Below are 16,087 nucleotides of genomic sequence, written 5' to 3' on the forward strand. Positions count from 1 at the left end.
GGTGTTCTAGGGTTCGGATGTGAGCAGTACCTCCGAGGTCTACCTCGACTCGGCCTCGTCGACCCCGCTCCACCCGGCGGCCCGGGACACCCTGCTGGCCGCCCTGGATCGCGGGTACGGCGACCCACGGCGCCTGCACGCCGCCGGGCGCGATGCGCGACTGCTCCTCGACAACGCCCGGGCGGTCGTCGCCGAGTGCCTCGGCGCCCGGCCCGACGAGGTGGGCTTCACGGCCTCGGGGACCGACGCCGTGCACCGCGGCCTGCTGGGCCTGACCGCGGCGAGCGGGCGCGACGGGATCGTGCACGGAGCGGTCGAGCACTCCGCGGTGCTCCACGCCGCCGCCTGGCGTCCCTCCCCCGCCCACGCGAGCATCCCGGTCGACGCGCTCGGCCATGTCGACCTCGCCGCGCTGGCCGGGGCGGCGCGCCTCCCCGGCGTGGGCGCGGTGGCGCTGCAGGCCGCCAACCAGGAGGTGGGGACGGTGCAGCGGGTCGCCGGGCTCGACCTGCCGGCCGGCGTACCGCTGCTGGTGGACGCGGCCGCCGCCGTCGGCCACGTGCCGCTCCCCCGCCGGTGGGACGCGCTGACCGCGTCGGCGCACAAGTGGGGCGGCCCGGCCGGCGTCGGCGTGCTGGCCGTCAGGCGCGGCACCCGGTGGACCAACCCGTTCCCGGGCGACGACGGCCTGGACCAGCTGGGCGGCTTCCCCGACGTGCCCGCGGCGCTCGCCGCGGCGGCCGCGCTGCAGGCCGTCCTGGCGGAGCGGGAGGAGGTCGCCGCGCGCCAGCACGCGCTCGTCGACCGGATCCGGGCGGCTGCGGCGGCCCTGCCCGACACCGAGGTCGTGGGCGATCCGGTGGCCCGGCTCCCCCACCTGGTGACGTTCTCCTGCCTCTACGTCGGCGGCGACGAGATCGTCAGCGCGCTCGCGCGGCGCGGCTTCGGCGTCGCCAGCGGCTCGGCCTGCACCGCCTCGACGCTCGAGCCCAGCCACGTGCTGGCCGCGATGGGCGCCCTCACGCACGGCAACGTGCGGGTCTCGCTGGGCCGCGACACCACCGCCGCGCAGGTCGAGGCGTTCTGTGCCGCCCTCGCCGACGAGGTCGGCCGGATCCGGGCGGAGGCCGGTCTGTGACCACCGAGATCGACTGCCGCGACCTGCCCTGCCCGCGCCCGGTCATCGAGCTCGCGAAGGCGCTGCCGACCGTGGAGGTCGGCGACCTGCTCGCCGTGGTCGCCCGCGACCCGGCGGCGCAGCACGACGTGCCGGCGTGGTGCCGGATGCGCGGGCAGGAGTACGTCGGCGAGGAGCGCGCCGCGGACGGCGCGCCCCGCTACGTGGTGCGGCGCCTCAGCTGAGGTACTTGGCGACCTCGTCGGCCGCGTCGTCGCCGTACGAGTCGCGGATGCGCGCGACGAACTGCTCGTGGGTGAAGTCGTACTCCTGGGTGCCGACGGTCTCGACGACGTAGGCGGCGAGCACGCAGCCGACCTGGGCGGCGCGCTCGAGCGAGGTGCCCCACGACAGCGCGGCCAGGAAGCCGCCCCGGAAGGCGTCGCCGACGCCGGTCGGCTCGACCGCGGCGACGTCCTTGGCGGCGGGAACCTCGAAGGAGGTGCCGTCGCTGGAGGTGACCCGGACGCCGTCCTTGCCGAGCGTGGTGACCTGCAGGCCGACCTTGGAGAGGACCTCCTCGGCGCTCCAGCCGGTCTTCTTCTCGATGACGTGCGACTCGTACTCGTTGGAGAACAGGATCGCCGCGCCCTCGATGAGGTCGCGGATCAGGTCGCCCTCGGCGAACGCGAGCTGCTGGGAGCAGTCGGCGATGAAGGCGTAGCCGCGCTGGCGGCACTCCTCGGTGTGCCGCTTCATGGCGTCGGGGTCGTCGGCACCGATGAGGACGTACGCCGGCGCGCCGACCCGCTCGACGATCGGCAGCAGCTCGATCTGGCTGGCCTCGCTCATCGCGCCCGGGTAGAAGGACGCGAACTGGGCCATGGTGGTGTCGGTGGTGCACACGAAGCGGGCGGTGTGCTTGCTCTCCGAGATGTGCACGGAGTCGCAGTCGACGCCGTTGCGCTCGAGCCAGGAGCGGTAGTCGGCGAAGTCCTCGCCCGCGGCACCGACGAGCACGGGCCGCAGCCCGAGCCGGGCCAGCCCGAAGCACATGTTGGGCGCCACGCCCCCACGGCGGATCTCGAGGTCGTTGACCAGGAACGAGACCGACAGCTTGTCGAGCTGCTCGACGACCAGCGAGTCGGCGAACTTCCCGCCGAAGGTCATCAGGTGGTCGGTGGCGATCGAGCCGGCGATCAGGAGGGAGCCCGTGGGTGCAGTCACGATACGAAAGGTTAACCGAGCCGTAGCCGGCGCGACGGCGTTCCCCCTGGGAGTACTGGAAAGTAACGCTTAGCGTCGAAGACATGCCGCCGTACGAAGAGATCGCCAGCCCCGCCGACCTGCACGCCGACTGCCAGGCCGTCAGCCGGCGCCTCCAGGACGCCGCCGTCAAGGCCACCCGACCCGCGCCGAGCATCCACTTCGACGACCAGCCGCGCGAGGTGCCGAAGCGCGACATCCAGATCTCCGAGGCCGCCCAGCGCCTCGCCAACGCGCTGCACCTCCACCTGGACTGACGGGTTGAGTTGCCACTTTCTCACCGTTGAATTGCCACAGCCGCACGGGCTACCCGTGCGGCTGTGGCAATTCAACGGTGAGAAAGTGGCAACTCAACCTCAGTGGAACGAGTCGCCGCAGGCGCAGGAGCCCGTGGCGTTCGGGTTGTCGATCGTGAAGCCCTGCTTCTCGATCGTGTCGACGAAGTCGATGACCGCGCCGTTGAGGTAGGGCACGCTCATCCGGTCGACGACGACGGCCACGCCGTCGAAGTCGGTGACGATGTCGCCGTCGAGGGTGCGCTCGTCGAAGAAGAGCTGGTAGCGCAGGCCCGAGCAGCCGCCGGGCTGCACCGAGATGCGCAGGGAGAGGTCGTCGCGACCCTCCTGCTCGAGCAGGCTCTTCACCTTCGTGGCCGCCACCGGGCTCAGGTTGATCTGGTCCTCACGGCGCTCGAGGTCCACCGGGGCCGCGACGGTCGTGGTCGCGCCGGGGGCCTCGTGGCTGTGGCCGCCTCCGCAGCAGCTGTCGCTCATGCTCACTCCAGGGTGTGTCAGTCGGTGTAGCCAAAGGGTGTTCGACTAGCCCAATGGTCGCACAGTCCTGGTTATTCCCCCCAGACGAGGACCGGCTTGACCACCGTCCCCGCCCTGGAGTCGGCCACCGCGTCGGCGATCTTCTCGAACGGGTACGTCGTGACGAGGTGGTCGACGTCGAACCTGCCCGCCTCCCGCAGCGCGATCAGCTCGGGGATCGTGACCAGCGGATCGGCCTCCCCCTCGATCGAGGAGCGCACGATCTTGCCGCTCGAGAGCAGGTCGATCGCGTCGATGGTGTACTCCGGCGCGCCGAGCCCGAGCGCGACCAGCATGCCGCGGGTGCGCAGCGAGCGCTGGGCCTGCAGTACGACGGCCGGGATGGCCGTCGTGTCGATGGCGTACGTCGCCCCGCCGCCGGTCGCCTCGCGGACCCGGTCCTCGACCGGTGCGGCGCCCTCCTCGGTCGGGTCGAGCGCGATCGCCCCGTAGCCCGCGGCCGTCTCGCGGCGCGAGGCGACCGGGTCGACGGCGACCACGGTCTCCACGCCGGCGCCGCGGGCGACGGCGATCGCGGCGAGGCCGACCGCGCCGGCGCCGTACACGACGATGCTCTCGCCGGGCGCGGGGTCCAGGACGTTGAGCACCGTGCCGGCACCGGTCTGGAAGCCGCAGGCGAAGGGTGCCAGGCGGGTGAGGTCGAGCCGCTTGTCGACGACGACGCAGTTGTCGGCGTACGCGAGGGCGTGGCGGGCCAGGCTGGACTGGCCGAAGAAGCTGCCGAAGACGGTCTGGCCGCCCCCATCCTCCTGGCTCCGCTTCATGTGGTCGAGCCGTCGGCGCGCATGCCCATGTAGTTGAGCAGCAGGGACTGCTCGCAATAGCCGACGTCGCCGGCCAGGCACGGCGCGCACTGCCGGCAGGAGCGGAAGCTCAGCACCACGTGGTCGCCGACCTCGATGCCGCTGACGGCGGCACCGACCTTCTCCACGACGCCGGTGCCCTCGTGGCCGACGACGGTCGGCAGCATCTCCTGCGGCAGCATGGTCGGCACGGTCAGGTCGGTGTGGCACAGGCCGGTCGCGACGATGCGGACCAGGACCTCGTCGTCGCGGGGCTCCTCGAGCTCGACCTCGGCGGCGACGAACTCGCCACCGGGCTCCTCGACGAGGTAGGCAGTCGTCTTCACGCGTCACGCTCCAGCCAGAAGTAGTAGAGGTCGTCGATGCCGAAGGTCCCGGCGAGCTTGCCGTTCATGATGCCCATGACGGTGTCGGCGTCGACCTTCTTGAAGTGGTCGAGGACGGGCATCTTGTCGTAGACCATCGTGGCCGTGACCTCGCCGCGGAAGCCGACGGGCCACAGTGACGCCTCGCCGCCGCCACCGGCCGCGAGGTTGGAGTAGAGCTCCCCGTTCTCGTCGCGACAGACCAGCGGGACCGCCTCGAGCGGGCTGTCGAAGCGCTTGCCGTGCCAGCGCACCTTCTCCAGCACGCTGCTGGCGACGTGCCCGGTGGCGAAGTCGCCGCCCCGCCAGGCACCGAGCATCTCCTCGACCTCCACGGTCGCGAGGTCGGCCCAGAGGGCGTCGAGGTCGGCGGGGTCCGCGTGCTCGGCGGCCCGGAGCTCGTCGAAGCGGGTTCTGATGTCCGTCACCCGGGCAATCTAGAACACGTTCCACTCTTGGCGCGAGTGGCTCAGCTCGACCAGGTGCGGGCGACCCTGGCCGCGAGCTCGCTCAGGGCACCCGACGGGTCGGCGAAGGCCCGCTCCTCGCCCACGGCGTCGACCAGGGAGTACGCCGCGTCCATGCCGAGCGCGCGCATCTCCCGGGACCCGACGAGCACCTGGCCGGCCAGCGCCACGCACGGGCGCAGCGCGTCGGCTGCGATCGCGGCCACCCCGGCCGGGACCTTGCCGGCGCGGCTGCTGAAGTCGAAGGCGCCCTCGCCGGTGATGACCAGGTCGGCGTCGCGGGCCTGGCGGGCCAGGCCGACCGCCTCGGCGACCAGCTCGATGCCGGAGACGCGGGTGCCGCCCAGCAGCATCAGCGCGAAGCCGAGCCCGCCGGCCGCACCGGCGCCGGGCTCGAGGGCCACCCGCCGGTCGGTCGCGGCCGCGAAGCTCTCGAGGAACCCGTCGAGCAGGACCTGGGTCTCTTCGTCGAGGCCCTTCTGGGGGCCGAAGGTCTTGCTCGCCCCGAACAGCCCGGTGAGCGGGTTGTCGACGTCGGTCGCCGCGATGATCTCGACGCCGTCGACCAGGCCGCGCGGGATGCTCAGGTCGACCCGGCTCACCCCGTCGAGGAAGATCCCGCCGACGTCCAGCGCGACGTCCGCGTCCGCACCGAGCGCGGCGAGCAGGCCGGCTCCCCCGTCGTTGGTCCCCGAGCCACCCAGCCCGACCACCACCCGGCGGGCGCCGGCGTTGACCGCCTCGAGGAGCAGGCGGCCGACGCCGACCGTCGTACCGAACTCGCCGAGCTTGCCGTCCGTCAGGTGGACGCCGCAGACCTGGGCGCTCTCGACGTAGACGGTGTCGCCCACCTCGAGGATCGTGGCCGGGACCTCGTGGCCCTGCGGCGCCTCGCCGACGACGGCGAGCAGCTCGCCGCCGAGGGTCGCGTGCAGGACGTCGACGAACCCGGGCCCGCCGTCCGACATGGGGGCGAGCACGACCTCGTCGTCGGGCGCGTGCCGGCGCCAGCCGGCCGCGATGGCCTCGGCGGCCTCGACCGCCGTCAGGGTGCCCGCGAACTTGTCGGGGGCGACCAGGATCCGCATGCGTCACATCATGGGGGACGTCTACGGTCACAGGTGTGCAAGACGTGCTGATCCGACCGATGACCGACGCCGACGTACCCCTGGCCGAGGGGATCAGCGACGACGCCTTCTTCGCCCTCGACGTCGCCAACCGGCTGCCCGCCGCGCCCCCGCCCGAGCGCCGCTCCGCCTCGCACAGCGCGGCCTGGGAGGCCCGTACCCGGGGCTTCCTGGCCTCCGACCCGGACGGATGCTGGGTCGCCGTTCAGGACGACGAGGTGGTCGGGTTCGCGACCAGCTTCCGCCGCGAGCGGGTCTGGTGCCTGGCGACCTTCGCGGTCCGGCCGGGCCTGCAGGGGGCCGGGATCGGCGCGCAGGTGCTCGACGCCGCGGTGGCGTACGGCGCCGACACGCCCCGCGGGATGCTCGCCGCCTCCGTCGACCCCCGGGCGCTGCGCCGCTACCACCTGGCCGGGTTCCGGTTGCACCCCCAGCTCGCCCTGCACGGCGCGGTCGACCGGTCGGTACTGCCGGCCCTGACCGGGGTGCGCGAGGGCGACGCCGACGACCTGGCCTGGATGGACGACCTGGACCGCGCCCACCGGGGCGGTCCGCACGGCACCGACCACGAGCGGCTGCTGGCCGCCGGCCGGCTGGTCGTGACGACCGACCGCTCGGGCTACGCCTACACGAACGGCCGGGTCATGGCGTTGCTCGCGGCCCGCGACGAGGACGCCGCGCGCACCCTGCTGTGGGAGTGCCTCGCGAGCGCCGAGGAGCGCTACGAGATCGCCCACGTGACGTCGGCGAACTACTGGGCGGTCGAGGTCGGCCTGACCGCCCGGCTGGACCTGGTCGCCCGCGGCCACCTCGGCCTGCGCGGCATGGCCCCGCCCTCGCCGTACGTGCACCACGGTGCGCTGCTGTGACGGGCTTAGCCCGGATCCGGGCTTAGGATCGGACCGTTGGCGCGACCGTCCGGTCGCCCTCGGACAGGGAGCCCGATGCCTCGCCGTGCGCACGACTTCCGCGGCCTGACTCCGCTGGGCCGGCTGAAGGTGCTGCGTGCCGTCCAGCACCGGCCCGGCAGCCTCCTGGCCGAGATCGCCGAGGCCACGGGGCTGCACGTCAACACCGCGCGGGACCACCTCGGCGTGCTCGAGGAGGAGGGCCTGGTCGCCCGTCACACGGTCGCGACGAAGCGGCGCGGACGCCCGCCGGTGGCCTTCGTCCCCGTGAGCGACACCAGCCAGAACCCCCGGGCGGCCCAGCGGGCCGCGGAGGCGGCCCAGCGGGGCGACCTGCTGCGCAAGCTCGCCCCGCACCCCGCTCACGGGGGGTCACTCGGCGAGGGGGCCGCCCACCAGCTCGACGTGCTCTACGAGCACCTCGACGACACCGGCCTCGAGCCGGTGGTCGACGTCGAGGACCTCACGATCGGGCTGACACCCTGCCACTACGGCGACGTGAGCGCCGAGGAGCGGCCGATGGTGTGCTCGGTCCACACCCGGCTGGTCGAGTCGATGCTCGAGCAGGTCCCCGGCCCTCTGGAGCTGGGCACGCTCCAGCCGTTCGTCACGCCGCGGTCGTGCGTGGTCCGGCTGCGCCGTACCGATGCTGCCGGCAGCGCCGGCACCGACTGAGGTCCCGGCGGGTCAGGCCGGCTGCTGCACCCACAGGTCGGGCCCGAACACCTCGTAGTGGATGTTGCCCGACTGCACGCCCTGACCGATCAGCGTGCGGCGAGCCTCCTGCATGAACGGGATCGGGCCGCACATCACCACCTGCGCCTGCTCCGGGATCTCCACGTCCGACAGGTCCATGCGGCCCGCCCGCGCCGGGTGCAGCGTGGGCGCGGAGTCGGCGCGCTCCTCGTACCAGTTCTGTGCCCGGGCGTCCGCCATCGCCAGCACCCTGCGCCGCAGCTCGACGTAGAGGGTGTGGTCGTCGTGGGACCGGTCGGCGTGGAACAGCCGCACCGTCCGGGCCGGCTGCCGACGGGACAGGTCCGCCATGATCGCCAGCACCGGCGTGATGCCGATTCCCGCGGACACCAGCACCAGGGGGACCTCGGACTCGTCGAGCACCACGTCCCCGCACGGCTGGGAGACGTCGAGGACGGCGCCCGGGACTGCGTGCTCGCGCAGCCAGCCGGACACCTGGCCGTCGGGGGCGCCGTCGGTGCCGCGCATCCGCTTGACGGTCACCCGCAGCGAGTCGTTGCCGGGGCCGGAGGAGATCGTGTACTGCCGCGGCTGGCGGGTGCCGTCCGGCAGGTCCACGGCGATCGCGACGTACTGGCCCGTGCGGTGCGGGAGGACCTCGCCGTCGAGGGGGACCAGCACGAGCGAGAACACGTCCTCGGACTCCTCGACCCGCTCGGCGACCCGGTGCGGGCGCCACGGGTGGGCCGGGTCGGTGCCGTGGCCGGCGTACAGGCGGGCCTCCTCGGCGATCAGGGCGGTGGCGAAGAGCCAGTACACCTCGTCCCACGCGGCGGCCACCTCCGGCGTGACCGCCTCGCCCAGCACGGTCTTGACGGCTTTGAGCAGGTGGTGCCCGACGATCGTGTACTGGGCCGCATGGATGCCCAGGGAGACGTGCTTGTGGGCGATGCGACGCAGCACCGGACCGAAATCGGGTGCGTCCGGGTCGATGAGATGGACGGCGAAGGCGACGACCGACGCGGCGAGCGCCTTCGGCTGCTCGCCGACCGCCTGGTTCGCCCGGTTGAACACGTCGAGCAGCTCCGGGTGGGCGGCGAACATGTCCGGGTAGAAGACGCCGGTGATCGCCTCGGCGTGCTCGGCCACGACGCCCGCGGTGGCGGCGACGACGGCTTCGGACTCGGTGGACAGCTTCATGGGGACCCCTTGGTGAGGCTGGGTGGTGGACGAACACCTGATCCTGTCCGTGGCCGGCGGGACGCCGATCCCTCTTCGGCCGTGACTATTCGCGGGGCTGGCCGGGGAACGGCGGGATCCGCGGCCAAACTAGGATGACTCCATGACCACCGTTGACCTCCCGCTGCTGCCGCTGGGCCGTGGCACGGACGCGCTCTCCGAACGCGGCGTCGACTGCCCCGGCGACCTGCCGGCGCCCTCCGACCCGGACCTGGTGGCGCGCGCCCGCGCGGCCAAGGAGAAGCTCGGCGACCGGCTGTTCGTGCTCGGGCACCACTACCAGCGCGACGAGGTCATCCAGTTCGCCGACGTCACCGGCGACTCCTTCAAGCTCGCCCGTGACGCGGCGGCCCGCCCCGACGCGGAGTACATCGTCTTCTGCGGCGTGCACTTCATGGCCGAGTCCGCCGACATCCTCACCGGCCCCGGCCAGAAGGTGATCCTCCCCGACCTCGCCGCCGGCTGCTCGATGGCCGACATGGCGCGGATCGCCCAGGTCGAGCGGGCCTGGGAGGCGCTGGCCGCCGCTGGCGTCCAGGACGTCGTCGTGCCGGTCACCTACATGAACTCCAGCGCCGACATCAAGGCGTTCTGCGGCCGCAACGGCGGTGTCGTGTGCACCTCGTCCAACGCGGAGGTCGCCCTCGACTGGGCGTTCCAGCAGAAGGGCCCCGACACGAAGGTGCTGTTCCTCCCCGACCAGCACCTCGGCCGCAACACCGCGGTCCTGCAGCTCGGGTACTCCCTCGACGAGTGTGTCGTGTGGAACCCGCTGATGCCCAACGGCGGCCTGACCGCCGAGGAGCTCGCGGGCGCCCGGATGATCCTGTGGAAGGGCCACTGCTCGGTCCACGGCCGGTTCTCCGCCGACGTGGTCGACGAGCTGCGCGCGAAGGTGCCGGACCTCAACGTCCTGGTCCACCCCGAGTGCCAGCACGAGGTCGTGCTCAAGGCCGACCTGGTCGGCTCGACCGAGTTCATCATCAAGACCATCGAGGCCGCGCCTGCCGGCTCGAGCTGGGCGATCGGCACCGAGCTCAACCTGGTGCAGCGCCTGGCCAACGCGCACCCGGACAAGAACATCATGTTCCTGGACCGCAACGTCTGCTACTGCTCGACGATGAACCGGATCGACCTGCCCCACTTCGTGTGGGCGCTGGAGAACCTCGTCGAGGGCGTCGTCGTCAACCAGATCGAGGTCGACCCGCAGACCGAGGCCGACGCGCTGGCCGCCCTCCAGCGGATGCTGGACCTGCCCGGGAAGTCCCACCGTGACTGACGCCCTCCCGCCGTGCCCGGAGTGCTCGAGCGCGTACACCTACGAGATGGGCGACCTGCTGGTCTGCCCCGAGTGCGCCCACGAGTGGTCGCCCGCCGAGGCCGCGGCGGCCGCTGACGAGGCGGCGGCCGCGGGCGTCGTACGCGATGCCAACGGGAACGCCCTCGCCGACGGCGACGACGTCATCGTGGTCAAGGACCTGCCGGTCAAGGGCGCGCCGAAGCCGATCAAGTCCGGCACCAAGGTCCGCAACATCCGCCTCGTCGCCCCCGACATCCGGGTCGGCGACCACGACATCGACTGCAAGGTCGACGGGTTCGGCCCGATGCAGCTCAAGTCCAGCCTGGTCCGGAAGGCCTGATCGTGTTCAAGCGCACCAAGTCCCCCGCCGCCCCCGAGCCCGCACCGGACGGTGAGGGCAAGGTCGGCGGAAAGGGCCGCCCGACGCCGACGCGCAAGGAGGCCGAGGCCGCCGCCAAGGCGCGCGCCAAGGCACCCACCGACCGCCGCGACGCCTCGCGTCGCCAGCGGGAGTACCGCGCCGAGGAGAGCCGCAAGATCCGCCAGGGCATGAAGAGCGGCGACGAGCGCTACTTCCTGCCCCGCGACAAGGGCCGGGTGCGCCGCTTCATCCGCGACTACGTCGACCGCCGCTTCTCCATCGTCGAGATGGTCATCCCGTTGATGATCATCGGCCTGATGCTCGGCTACACCGGCAACTCGGCGCTCGTGCAGGCCTCCAGCATGGTCCTGCTCGCCACCGTGCTGTTCGTCGTGACCGACATGCTCGTCCTCCGCTTCCGGCTGCGCCGCGAGCTGCGCACCCGCTTCCCCGACGAGCCGCTCAAGGGCACGACCTACTACGCGCTGACCCGGTCGATGCAGATGAAGTTCATGCGCCTGCCCAAGGCCCGCGTCAAGATCGGGCAGCCGCTGCCCGAGGACTACGACAAGTAGCACCAAGCATGCGCTAGGTTTCAGGCGCATGAAGGTCATCGCCGCGCTGCACGGCCCCGGCCCCGCCCTGCTCAAGCCCGCGTTCCGCGCGGAGGTCGCCGCGACCGGCGCCACCCGCCTGCAGGTCAACGTCGACGACGACGAGGTCGCGCCGGCGATGAGGTTCGGCCCCGGTACGCCGATCACGGCCGTGGTGACGGCGTGGACGGACCGCGACCCCGCGCCCCTTCTCGACGTCGTACGACGCCACGACCCGGACGTGCACGCGTGGTCGGTGGACGAGCGCGAGCCGCTGGTCCCGCCCGCGGTGGCCGACGGCGCACGCACCGACGCGCTGGCGAACCTGGCGTTCCTGCGCCGCCCGGCGGCGATGCCGCACGCTGCCTGGCTCGCCGACTGGCTGGACCGCCACACGCAGGTAGCGATCGACACGCAGGGCACCTTCGGCTACGTCCAGAACCCGGTCGTTGCGCACCTCACCGACGGCGGACGCGACGTGGCCGGCATCGTCGAGGAGCTGTTCCCCATGGCGGCGATGGCCGACCAGCACGCGTTCTACGGCAGCGGTGGCGACGACGAGGAACTCCAGCGCCGGTTCACGATGCTGATGGACAGCTGCGCCCGGTTCGGCGCCGCCGAGGGTCTCGACCTGGTTCCGACGAGCCGCTACCGCTTCACGCTGTAGGAACGACCCCATCCCTGACGGCAGGCCGAGATCGCTCCGCGCGTGCCGTGCGGTAGCCGGAGGTCGTCGCGCCGCCCGCCGCTTCTGCACGGAGGAGCGAGCGAGGAACGAGCGAGCGGGGGAGGAAGAAGCGGCGTTGGCAGGCGGCGCGACATGCGCGCGAAGCGCGCCAGGCAGCTCAGCCCAGGATCTCCGAGCGCCGCGGCGAGCGGGTCAGCGCCGGGTCGGAGGTGACGACGCCGTCGAGCGCCCCGTCGATCGCTGCCAGGGTGTCGGCGTCGAGCGTGATCCCGGCGGCCTTGACGTTCTCGGTGACCTGCTCGGGCCGGCTGGCGCCGATGATCGCGGCCGAGACGTTGTCGTTCTGCAGCACCCAGGCGACGGCGAGCTGGGCCAGGGACAGGCCGGCGGCGTCGGCGATCGGCTGCAGCAGCTGGACCCGCTCGAGCACGTCGTCGCGCAGCCAGCGGCTGATGTCGTTGGCGCCGCCCTTCTCGTCGGTGGCCCGGGAGCCGGCGGGCGGCGCCTGGCCGGGACGGTACTTGCCGGTCAGCACGCCCTGGGCGATGGGCGACCAGACGATCTGGCCGATGCCGAGCTCGCGGCAGGTCGGGACGACCTCGCTCTCGATGACCCGCCAGAGCATGGAGTACTGCGGCTGGTTGGAGACCAGCGGCACCCGCAGCTCGCGGGCCAGCTCGGCGGCCGACCGGATCTCCTCGGCCCGCCACTCCGAGACGCCGATGTAGAGCGCCTTGCCCGACCGTACGACGTCCGCGAACGCCACCATGGTCTCCTCGAGCGGCGTCTCGTGGTCGTAGCGGTGGGCCTGGTAGAGGTCGACGTAGTCGGTGCCGAGCCGGCGCAGCGAGCCGTCGATCGACTCCAGGATGTGCTTGCGGGACAGCCCGTGGTCGTTGTGCTTGCCGGGCCCGGTCGGCCAGAAGACCTTGGTGAAGATCTCCAGGCCCTCGCGCCGCTCGCCGGCCAGCGCCCGGCCGAGCACGGTCTCGGCGGCGGTGTTGGCGTAGACGTCGGCGGTGTCGAAGGTGGTGATCCCCTCGTCGAGCGCGCGGCGCACGCAGGCCAGCGCGCCGTCCTCCTCGACCTGGGAGCCGTGGGTGATCCAGTTGCCGTAGGCGATGGCCGAGATGCGGAGGCCACTCGCCCCGAGGTTGCGAATCTCCATGCCCCGACCATAGGGCGCGGCTCCTCATCCCGCGCCTGCTGCGCGGACTTTCGGACTCGATCTGGCTGCGTTGGCGTCGCTCGAAGGGCGATCCAGCACGTCATCGCTCCGCCGCCTTGCCAGATCGGCCCGAAAGCCCGCTCGCGACGGCGCGGGACAAGGAGCCACACCCTAGTCGCCGATGCCACACCCCCGCCCTGACAGGATGGCCGGCATGGTCGTTGCTGACGTCTCCGTACGGGTCGCCTGGCCGGCCGACGCCACCGGGATCGCGGCGGTCCAGCTGCGCGCCTGGCAGGAGCGGTACGACGCCGGCCCGGCCCTCGACGTCCCCACCCTCACCGAGGCGTGGCGCCAGTCCCTCTCCCGGCCCCCGGAGGCCCGGCACCGCGCCCTCGTGGCGCTCGCCGGCGACCAGGTCGTCGGGTTCGCGCTGACCGGCCCGAACGCCGATCCCGACGCCGATCCGGCCGCCGACGGTGAGATGGCCGAGTTCACCGTGAGTCCGGACGCCACCCGCGCCGGGCACGGCTCGCGACTGCTGCAGGCCTGCGCCGACACCCTGGCCGCCGACGGCTTCGCACGTGCCGTGTGCTGGCTGGACGCGACCGACGACGTGCTGCGGGCCTTCTTGACCAGTGCCGGCTGGGAGGCGGACGGCGCGAGCCGCGAGCTCGCCGACGAGTCCGGTACGACGCTCAAGCAGGTCCGGCTGCACACCGGTCTCGCATAGCCCGTGGCCGAGCCGACCAGGCGGACCGTGATCCGCGACAGCCTCGGCGTCGCGATCGCGACCGGCACCTACGGCCTGAGCTTCGGCGCGGTCGGCGTCGCGTCCGGGCTGAGCCTGGCCCAGACCTGCGCGCTCTCGCTGGTCATGTTCACCGGCGCCTCGCAGTTCGCGCTGGTGGGCGTCCTGGGGTCGGGTGGAACGCCGATCGCGGGGGCGCTGACGGCGATGCTGCTCGGCACCCGCAACGCCCTCTACGGCCTGCGCCTGGCTCCCCTGCTCGGCTATCGAGGCTGGCGCCGGGCAGCCGCGGCACAGGTCCTCATCGACGAGTCGACCGCGATGGCGGTGACCCGTCCCGACCGAGACCTGGCGCGCACGGGGTTCCTCACCACCGGGGTGACGATCTTCGTGCTGTGGAACCTCACCACGTTCGCCGGTGCGGTGGCCGGCGAGCAGCTCGGCGACCCGCGCGACCTCGGCCTGGACGCAGCCGTGGGCGCAGCCTTCCTCGCGCTGCTGTGGCCACGGCTGACCACGCCGGTGCTGAAGGCGACCGCGGCCCTGGCTGCACTGGTGGCGGCGGGCGCGGTGACGGTGACCCCGGCCGGCGTACCCGTGCTGGTGGCGGCCGGCGTCGCCGTGCTCGTGGGAGCGCTGACCCGGTGATGTGGTGGGCGGTGCTCAGCGCCGGCGTCGGCTGCTACCTGCTCAAGCTGGCCGGGCTCTCCGTGCCCGCACGGGTGCTCGGCAACCCGCTGGTGGCCCGGATCGCGGACCTGATCCCGGTCGCCCTGCTGGCCGCCCTGGTGACGGTGCAGGTGCTCGCCGCGCCTGAGGGCCGCGCGCTGGTGCTCGATGCACGGGTGCTGGCGCTGGGCGTGGCCGTGCTGCTCCTCCTCGCACGGGCGCCGTTCCTGGTCGTCGTGTTCGGCTCGGCCGCGGCCGCCGCGCTGGTCCGGCTGCTCTGAGCGCCGGGGAGGCTAGCCGAGGTCGAGGAAGTGCTCCAGGCCCACCGTCAGGCCCGGGAACGACCCGATCCGGCGTACGCCGGTCAGCACGCCGGGCGTGAACGAGACCCGGTCGAGCGAGTCGTGGCGGATGGTCAGGGTCTCCCCCAGCCCGCCGAGGATGACCTCCTGGTGGGCGACCAGTCCCCGCACCCGCACGCTGTGGACGCGTACGCCGTCGACTTCGGCGCCCCGCGCGCCCTCGAGCCCGGTGCTGGTCGCGTCGGGGATCGGCGCGCTGCCGGCCTCGCGGCGGGCGGCGGCGATCAGCTCGGCCGTGCGGCCGGCCGTGCCGCTGGGGGCGTCGGCCTTGGTCGGGTGGTGCAGCTCGACGACCTCGACCGACTCGAAGAAGGGCGCGGCGACCGCGGCGAAGCGCATCATGAGGATCGCACCGATGGAGAAGTTGGGGGCGATGAGGACGCCGGTGCCGGGGCTGTCCGCGAGCCAGCCGCGCAGCGTCTCGAGGCGCGTGTCGTCGAAGCCCGTCGTACCGACGACGGCGTGGATGCCGTTCTCGATGCAGAAGCGCAGGTTGTCCATCACCACGTCGGGATGGGTGAAGTCGACGACCACCCGGGTGCCGCTGTCGACCAGCGAGGCGACCGCGTCGCCCTGGTCGATCCCGACGGTGAAGTCGAGGTCGTCGGCACTCTCGACGGCCTTGACGACCTCCGCGCCCACCTTGCCCCGGGCACCGAGGACGCCCACCTGGAGGCGCTCAGCAGCACCCTGATCCGCGACACGTGAACTCACGCCACCAAGGTAGTGCGTCACCCCGGCTCGCGTTCTGGCAGGCTGACCCCCATGGTGAACAAGATCCCGGCCCGGATCCGGTGGGCGGTGGACTTCATGGACGTCCAGCCCAACGACCACGTGCTGGAGATCGGCTGCGGAAATGGCGCGGCCGCCGACCTCATCTGCCGACGCCTCGAGGGCAAGGGCAAGATGTTCGCGATCGACCGGTCCGAGGCCGGCGTGGACCGCACCAAGGCCCGCTGCGCCGAGCACATCGCCGCCGGCCGGCTCACGGTGCGCCAGATCGACCTCGCCACGCTGCGGGTGCCGGTCAAGCGCCTCACGAAGGTCTTCGCGTTCGACGTCAACCTGTTCTGGGTGCGCGACGCGAGCGAGGAGATCGCACTGCTCCACGAGCGGCTGATGCCCGGGGGCTCGGTGAACCTCTTCTTCGACACCACCCGCCCCGAGCAGGTGCCCGACATCCTCGCGAAGGCGTCCGAGCAGCTGCGCGACGGCGGCTTCCGCGTCTACATCGTGGACTCCAAGATGCCGCCGGTCATCGGCATCATCGGCCGCCGCTGACCCGTCCCGAGGCCCTCCCGGGGCCGCCCCCGATTCGACGCGGCGGGGTCACTCCTTGTTAACGTGCGGGAGCAGTACGCCCGTCTCGGGGCT

22 protein-coding genes are annotated in these 16,087 nt (G+C 72.6%); 13 read left to right on the plus strand and 9 right to left on the minus strand.

Annotation, left to right across the window (positions count from 1 at the left end):
• The first annotated feature begins 19 nt into the window (after nucleotides 1-19).
• The gene (locus tag QI633_RS15895; protein WP_282426321.1) at nucleotides 20-1,138 is read left to right on the plus strand and encodes an aminotransferase class V-fold PLP-dependent enzyme; all 1,119 of its coding nucleotides are present in this window, start codon (nucleotides 20-22) and stop codon (nucleotides 1,136-1,138) included.
• Nucleotides 1,135-1,362 (plus strand): sulfurtransferase TusA family protein, encoded by a 228-nt coding sequence (locus QI633_RS15900; protein WP_282426322.1) that lies wholly within the window; start codon nucleotides 1,135-1,137, stop codon nucleotides 1,360-1,362. The genes QI633_RS15895 and QI633_RS15900 overlap by 4 nt, the downstream gene beginning before the upstream one ends.
• Here QI633_RS15900 and QI633_RS15905 read toward each other — a convergent pair.
• Nucleotides 1,355-2,287, minus strand: a complete 933-nt coding sequence (locus tag QI633_RS15905; protein ID WP_282429309.1) for a carbohydrate kinase family protein — start codon at nucleotides 2,285-2,287, stop codon at nucleotides 1,355-1,357. The genes QI633_RS15900 and QI633_RS15905 overlap by 8 nt on opposite strands.
• A 140-nt stretch (nucleotides 2,288-2,427) precedes the next feature.
• On the opposite strand from QI633_RS15905, the gene QI633_RS15910 reads away from it, so the two are divergent.
• Nucleotides 2,428-2,640: a hypothetical protein gene (locus tag QI633_RS15910; RefSeq protein WP_141798304.1), complete on the plus strand. Its 213-nt coding sequence runs from the start codon at nucleotides 2,428-2,430 to the stop codon at nucleotides 2,638-2,640.
• Nucleotides 2,641-2,739: 99 nt separating this feature from the next.
• On the opposite strand, the gene erpA is transcribed toward QI633_RS15910, so the two are convergent.
• The 5 genes from erpA to QI633_RS15935 form a co-directional block, all read right to left on the minus strand.
• Nucleotides 2,740-3,156 (minus strand): iron-sulfur cluster insertion protein ErpA, encoded by a 417-nt coding sequence (erpA, locus tag QI633_RS15915; RefSeq protein WP_260805918.1) that lies wholly within the window; start codon nucleotides 3,154-3,156, stop codon nucleotides 2,740-2,742.
• A gap of 71 nt (nucleotides 3,157-3,227) precedes the next feature.
• A complete protein-coding gene (locus QI633_RS15920; protein WP_282426323.1) occupies nucleotides 3,228-3,980 on the minus strand; it encodes a zinc-binding dehydrogenase in 753 nt (250 codons plus the stop codon).
• Nucleotides 3,977-4,345, minus strand: coding sequence for an alcohol dehydrogenase catalytic domain-containing protein (locus QI633_RS15925; protein ID WP_282426324.1), 369 nt, complete (start codon nucleotides 4,343-4,345; stop codon nucleotides 3,977-3,979). Before QI633_RS15925 ends, QI633_RS15920 begins: the two co-directional genes overlap by 4 nt.
• Nucleotides 4,342-4,812 (minus strand): DUF4334 domain-containing protein, encoded by a 471-nt coding sequence (locus QI633_RS15930; RefSeq protein ID WP_222117805.1) that lies wholly within the window; start codon nucleotides 4,810-4,812, stop codon nucleotides 4,342-4,344. The genes QI633_RS15925 and QI633_RS15930 overlap by 4 nt, the downstream gene beginning before the upstream one ends.
• Before the next feature lie 41 nt (nucleotides 4,813-4,853).
• On the minus strand, nucleotides 4,854-5,939 hold the full coding sequence (locus tag QI633_RS15935; RefSeq protein ID WP_282426325.1) for a glycerate kinase: 1,086 nt from the start codon (nucleotides 5,937-5,939) through the stop codon (nucleotides 4,854-4,856).
• Nucleotides 5,940-5,983: 44 nt separating this feature from the next.
• Here QI633_RS15935 and QI633_RS15940 point away from each other — a divergent pair, with 44 nt between their 5' ends.
• A complete protein-coding gene (locus tag QI633_RS15940) occupies nucleotides 5,984-6,847 on the plus strand; it encodes a GNAT family N-acetyltransferase (protein ID WP_282426326.1) in 864 nt (287 codons plus the stop codon).
• A gap of 75 nt (nucleotides 6,848-6,922) precedes the next feature.
• Nucleotides 6,923-7,561 carry a helix-turn-helix domain-containing protein gene (locus QI633_RS15945; RefSeq protein WP_141798300.1) on the plus strand — a complete coding sequence of 213 codons (639 nt, stop codon included), beginning with the start codon at nucleotides 6,923-6,925 and terminating at the stop codon, nucleotides 7,559-7,561.
• Nucleotides 7,562-7,573: 12 nt separating this feature from the next.
• Here the strand turns inward: QI633_RS15945 and QI633_RS15950 are convergent, their stop codons facing one another.
• Nucleotides 7,574-8,782: a globin domain-containing protein gene (locus tag QI633_RS15950; protein WP_282426327.1), complete on the minus strand. Its 1,209-nt coding sequence runs from the start codon at nucleotides 8,780-8,782 to the stop codon at nucleotides 7,574-7,576.
• Between the two features lie 142 nt (nucleotides 8,783-8,924).
• On the opposite strand from QI633_RS15950, the gene nadA reads away from it, so the two are divergent.
• Genes nadA through QI633_RS15970 form a run of 4 tightly spaced genes read left to right on the plus strand, consistent with a single transcriptional unit; the run spans nucleotide 8,925 to nucleotide 11,742 of the window.
• Entirely contained in the window at nucleotides 8,925-10,100 is a 1,176-nt protein-coding gene (gene nadA, locus QI633_RS15955) for a quinolinate synthase NadA (RefSeq protein ID WP_282426328.1), read from the plus strand.
• A complete protein-coding gene (locus QI633_RS15960; protein WP_141798297.1) occupies nucleotides 10,093-10,461 on the plus strand; it encodes a zinc ribbon domain-containing protein YjdM in 369 nt (122 codons plus the stop codon). Before nadA ends, QI633_RS15960 begins: the two co-directional genes overlap by 8 nt.
• A gap of 2 nt (nucleotides 10,462-10,463) precedes the next feature.
• The gene (locus QI633_RS15965) at nucleotides 10,464-11,057 is read left to right on the plus strand and encodes a DUF3043 domain-containing protein (protein ID WP_141798296.1); all 594 of its coding nucleotides are present in this window, start codon (nucleotides 10,464-10,466) and stop codon (nucleotides 11,055-11,057) included.
• A gap of 28 nt (nucleotides 11,058-11,085) precedes the next feature.
• A complete protein-coding gene (locus QI633_RS15970) occupies nucleotides 11,086-11,742 on the plus strand; it encodes a hypothetical protein (protein ID WP_282426329.1) in 657 nt (218 codons plus the stop codon).
• 178 nt (nucleotides 11,743-11,920) lie between these two features.
• Here QI633_RS15970 and QI633_RS15975 read toward each other — a convergent pair whose 3' ends face one another.
• Nucleotides 11,921-12,931, minus strand: a complete 1,011-nt coding sequence (locus tag QI633_RS15975; protein WP_141798294.1) for an aldo/keto reductase family protein — start codon at nucleotides 12,929-12,931, stop codon at nucleotides 11,921-11,923.
• 214 nt (nucleotides 12,932-13,145) lie between these two features.
• Between QI633_RS15975 and QI633_RS15980 the strand changes: the two genes are divergently transcribed.
• The 3 genes from QI633_RS15980 to QI633_RS15990 are packed head-to-tail and all read left to right on the plus strand — an operon-like array spanning nucleotide 13,146 to nucleotide 14,632.
• A complete protein-coding gene (locus tag QI633_RS15980) occupies nucleotides 13,146-13,664 on the plus strand; it encodes a GNAT family N-acetyltransferase (RefSeq protein WP_141798293.1) in 519 nt (172 codons plus the stop codon).
• 3 nt (nucleotides 13,665-13,667) lie between these two features.
• Entirely contained in the window at nucleotides 13,668-14,330 is a 663-nt protein-coding gene (locus tag QI633_RS15985; RefSeq protein WP_141798292.1) for an AzlC family ABC transporter permease, read from the plus strand.
• Nucleotides 14,330-14,632, plus strand: a complete 303-nt coding sequence (locus QI633_RS15990; RefSeq protein WP_141801002.1) for an AzlD domain-containing protein — start codon at nucleotides 14,330-14,332, stop codon at nucleotides 14,630-14,632. The genes QI633_RS15985 and QI633_RS15990 overlap by 1 nt, the downstream gene beginning before the upstream one ends.
• 12 nt (nucleotides 14,633-14,644) lie before the next feature.
• Here the strand turns inward: QI633_RS15990 and dapB are convergent, their stop codons facing one another.
• Nucleotides 14,645-15,427, minus strand: coding sequence for a 4-hydroxy-tetrahydrodipicolinate reductase (dapB, locus tag QI633_RS15995; RefSeq protein WP_141798291.1), 783 nt, complete (start codon nucleotides 15,425-15,427; stop codon nucleotides 14,645-14,647).
• A 51-nt stretch (nucleotides 15,428-15,478) separates the two neighbouring features.
• Between dapB and QI633_RS16000 the strand changes: the two genes are divergently transcribed.
• Entirely contained in the window at nucleotides 15,479-15,994 is a 516-nt protein-coding gene (locus QI633_RS16000; protein ID WP_141798290.1) for a class I SAM-dependent methyltransferase, read from the plus strand.
• Nucleotides 15,995-16,087 lie beyond the last annotated feature (93 nt).

The organism is Nocardioides sp. QY071 (genome assembly GCF_029961765.1).
Classification (GTDB): Bacteria; Actinomycetota; Actinomycetes; order Propionibacteriales; family Nocardioidaceae; genus Nocardioides.

Bases quoted from the DNA above. Each gene is read 5' to 3' on its own strand.
- QI633_RS15905 (WP_282429309.1), bottom strand. From the start codon at position 2,287: ATGACCTTCGGCGGGAAGTTCGCCGACTCGCTGGTCGTCGAGCAGCTC.
- QI633_RS15910 (WP_141798304.1), top strand. From the start codon at position 2,428: ATGCCGCCGTACGAAGAGATCGCCAGCCCCGCCGACCTGCACGCCGAC.
- erpA (WP_260805918.1), bottom strand. From the start codon at position 3,156: ATGAGCGACAGCTGCTGCGGAGGCGGCCACAGCCACGAGGCCCCCGGC.
- QI633_RS15920 (WP_282426323.1), bottom strand. From the start codon at position 3,980: ATGAAGCGGAGCCAGGAGGATGGGGGCGGCCAGACCGTCTTCGGCAGC.
- QI633_RS15935 (WP_282426325.1), bottom strand. From the start codon at position 5,939: ATGCGGATCCTGGTCGCCCCCGACAAGTTCGCGGGCACCCTGACGGCG.
- QI633_RS15945 (WP_141798300.1), top strand. From the start codon at position 6,923: ATGCCTCGCCGTGCGCACGACTTCCGCGGCCTGACTCCGCTGGGCCGG.
- QI633_RS15950 (WP_282426327.1), bottom strand. From the start codon at position 8,782: ATGAAGCTGTCCACCGAGTCCGAAGCCGTCGTCGCCGCCACCGCGGGC.
- nadA (WP_282426328.1), top strand. From the start codon at position 8,925: ATGACCACCGTTGACCTCCCGCTGCTGCCGCTGGGCCGTGGCACGGAC.
- QI633_RS15970 (WP_282426329.1), top strand. From the start codon at position 11,086: ATGAAGGTCATCGCCGCGCTGCACGGCCCCGGCCCCGCCCTGCTCAAG.
- QI633_RS15975 (WP_141798294.1), bottom strand. From the start codon at position 12,931: ATGGAGATTCGCAACCTCGGGGCGAGTGGCCTCCGCATCTCGGCCATC.
- QI633_RS15980 (WP_141798293.1), top strand. From the start codon at position 13,146: ATGGTCGTTGCTGACGTCTCCGTACGGGTCGCCTGGCCGGCCGACGCC.
- QI633_RS15990 (WP_141801002.1), top strand. From the start codon at position 14,330: ATGTGGTGGGCGGTGCTCAGCGCCGGCGTCGGCTGCTACCTGCTCAAG.
- QI633_RS16000 (WP_141798290.1), top strand. From the start codon at position 15,479: ATGGTGAACAAGATCCCGGCCCGGATCCGGTGGGCGGTGGACTTCATG.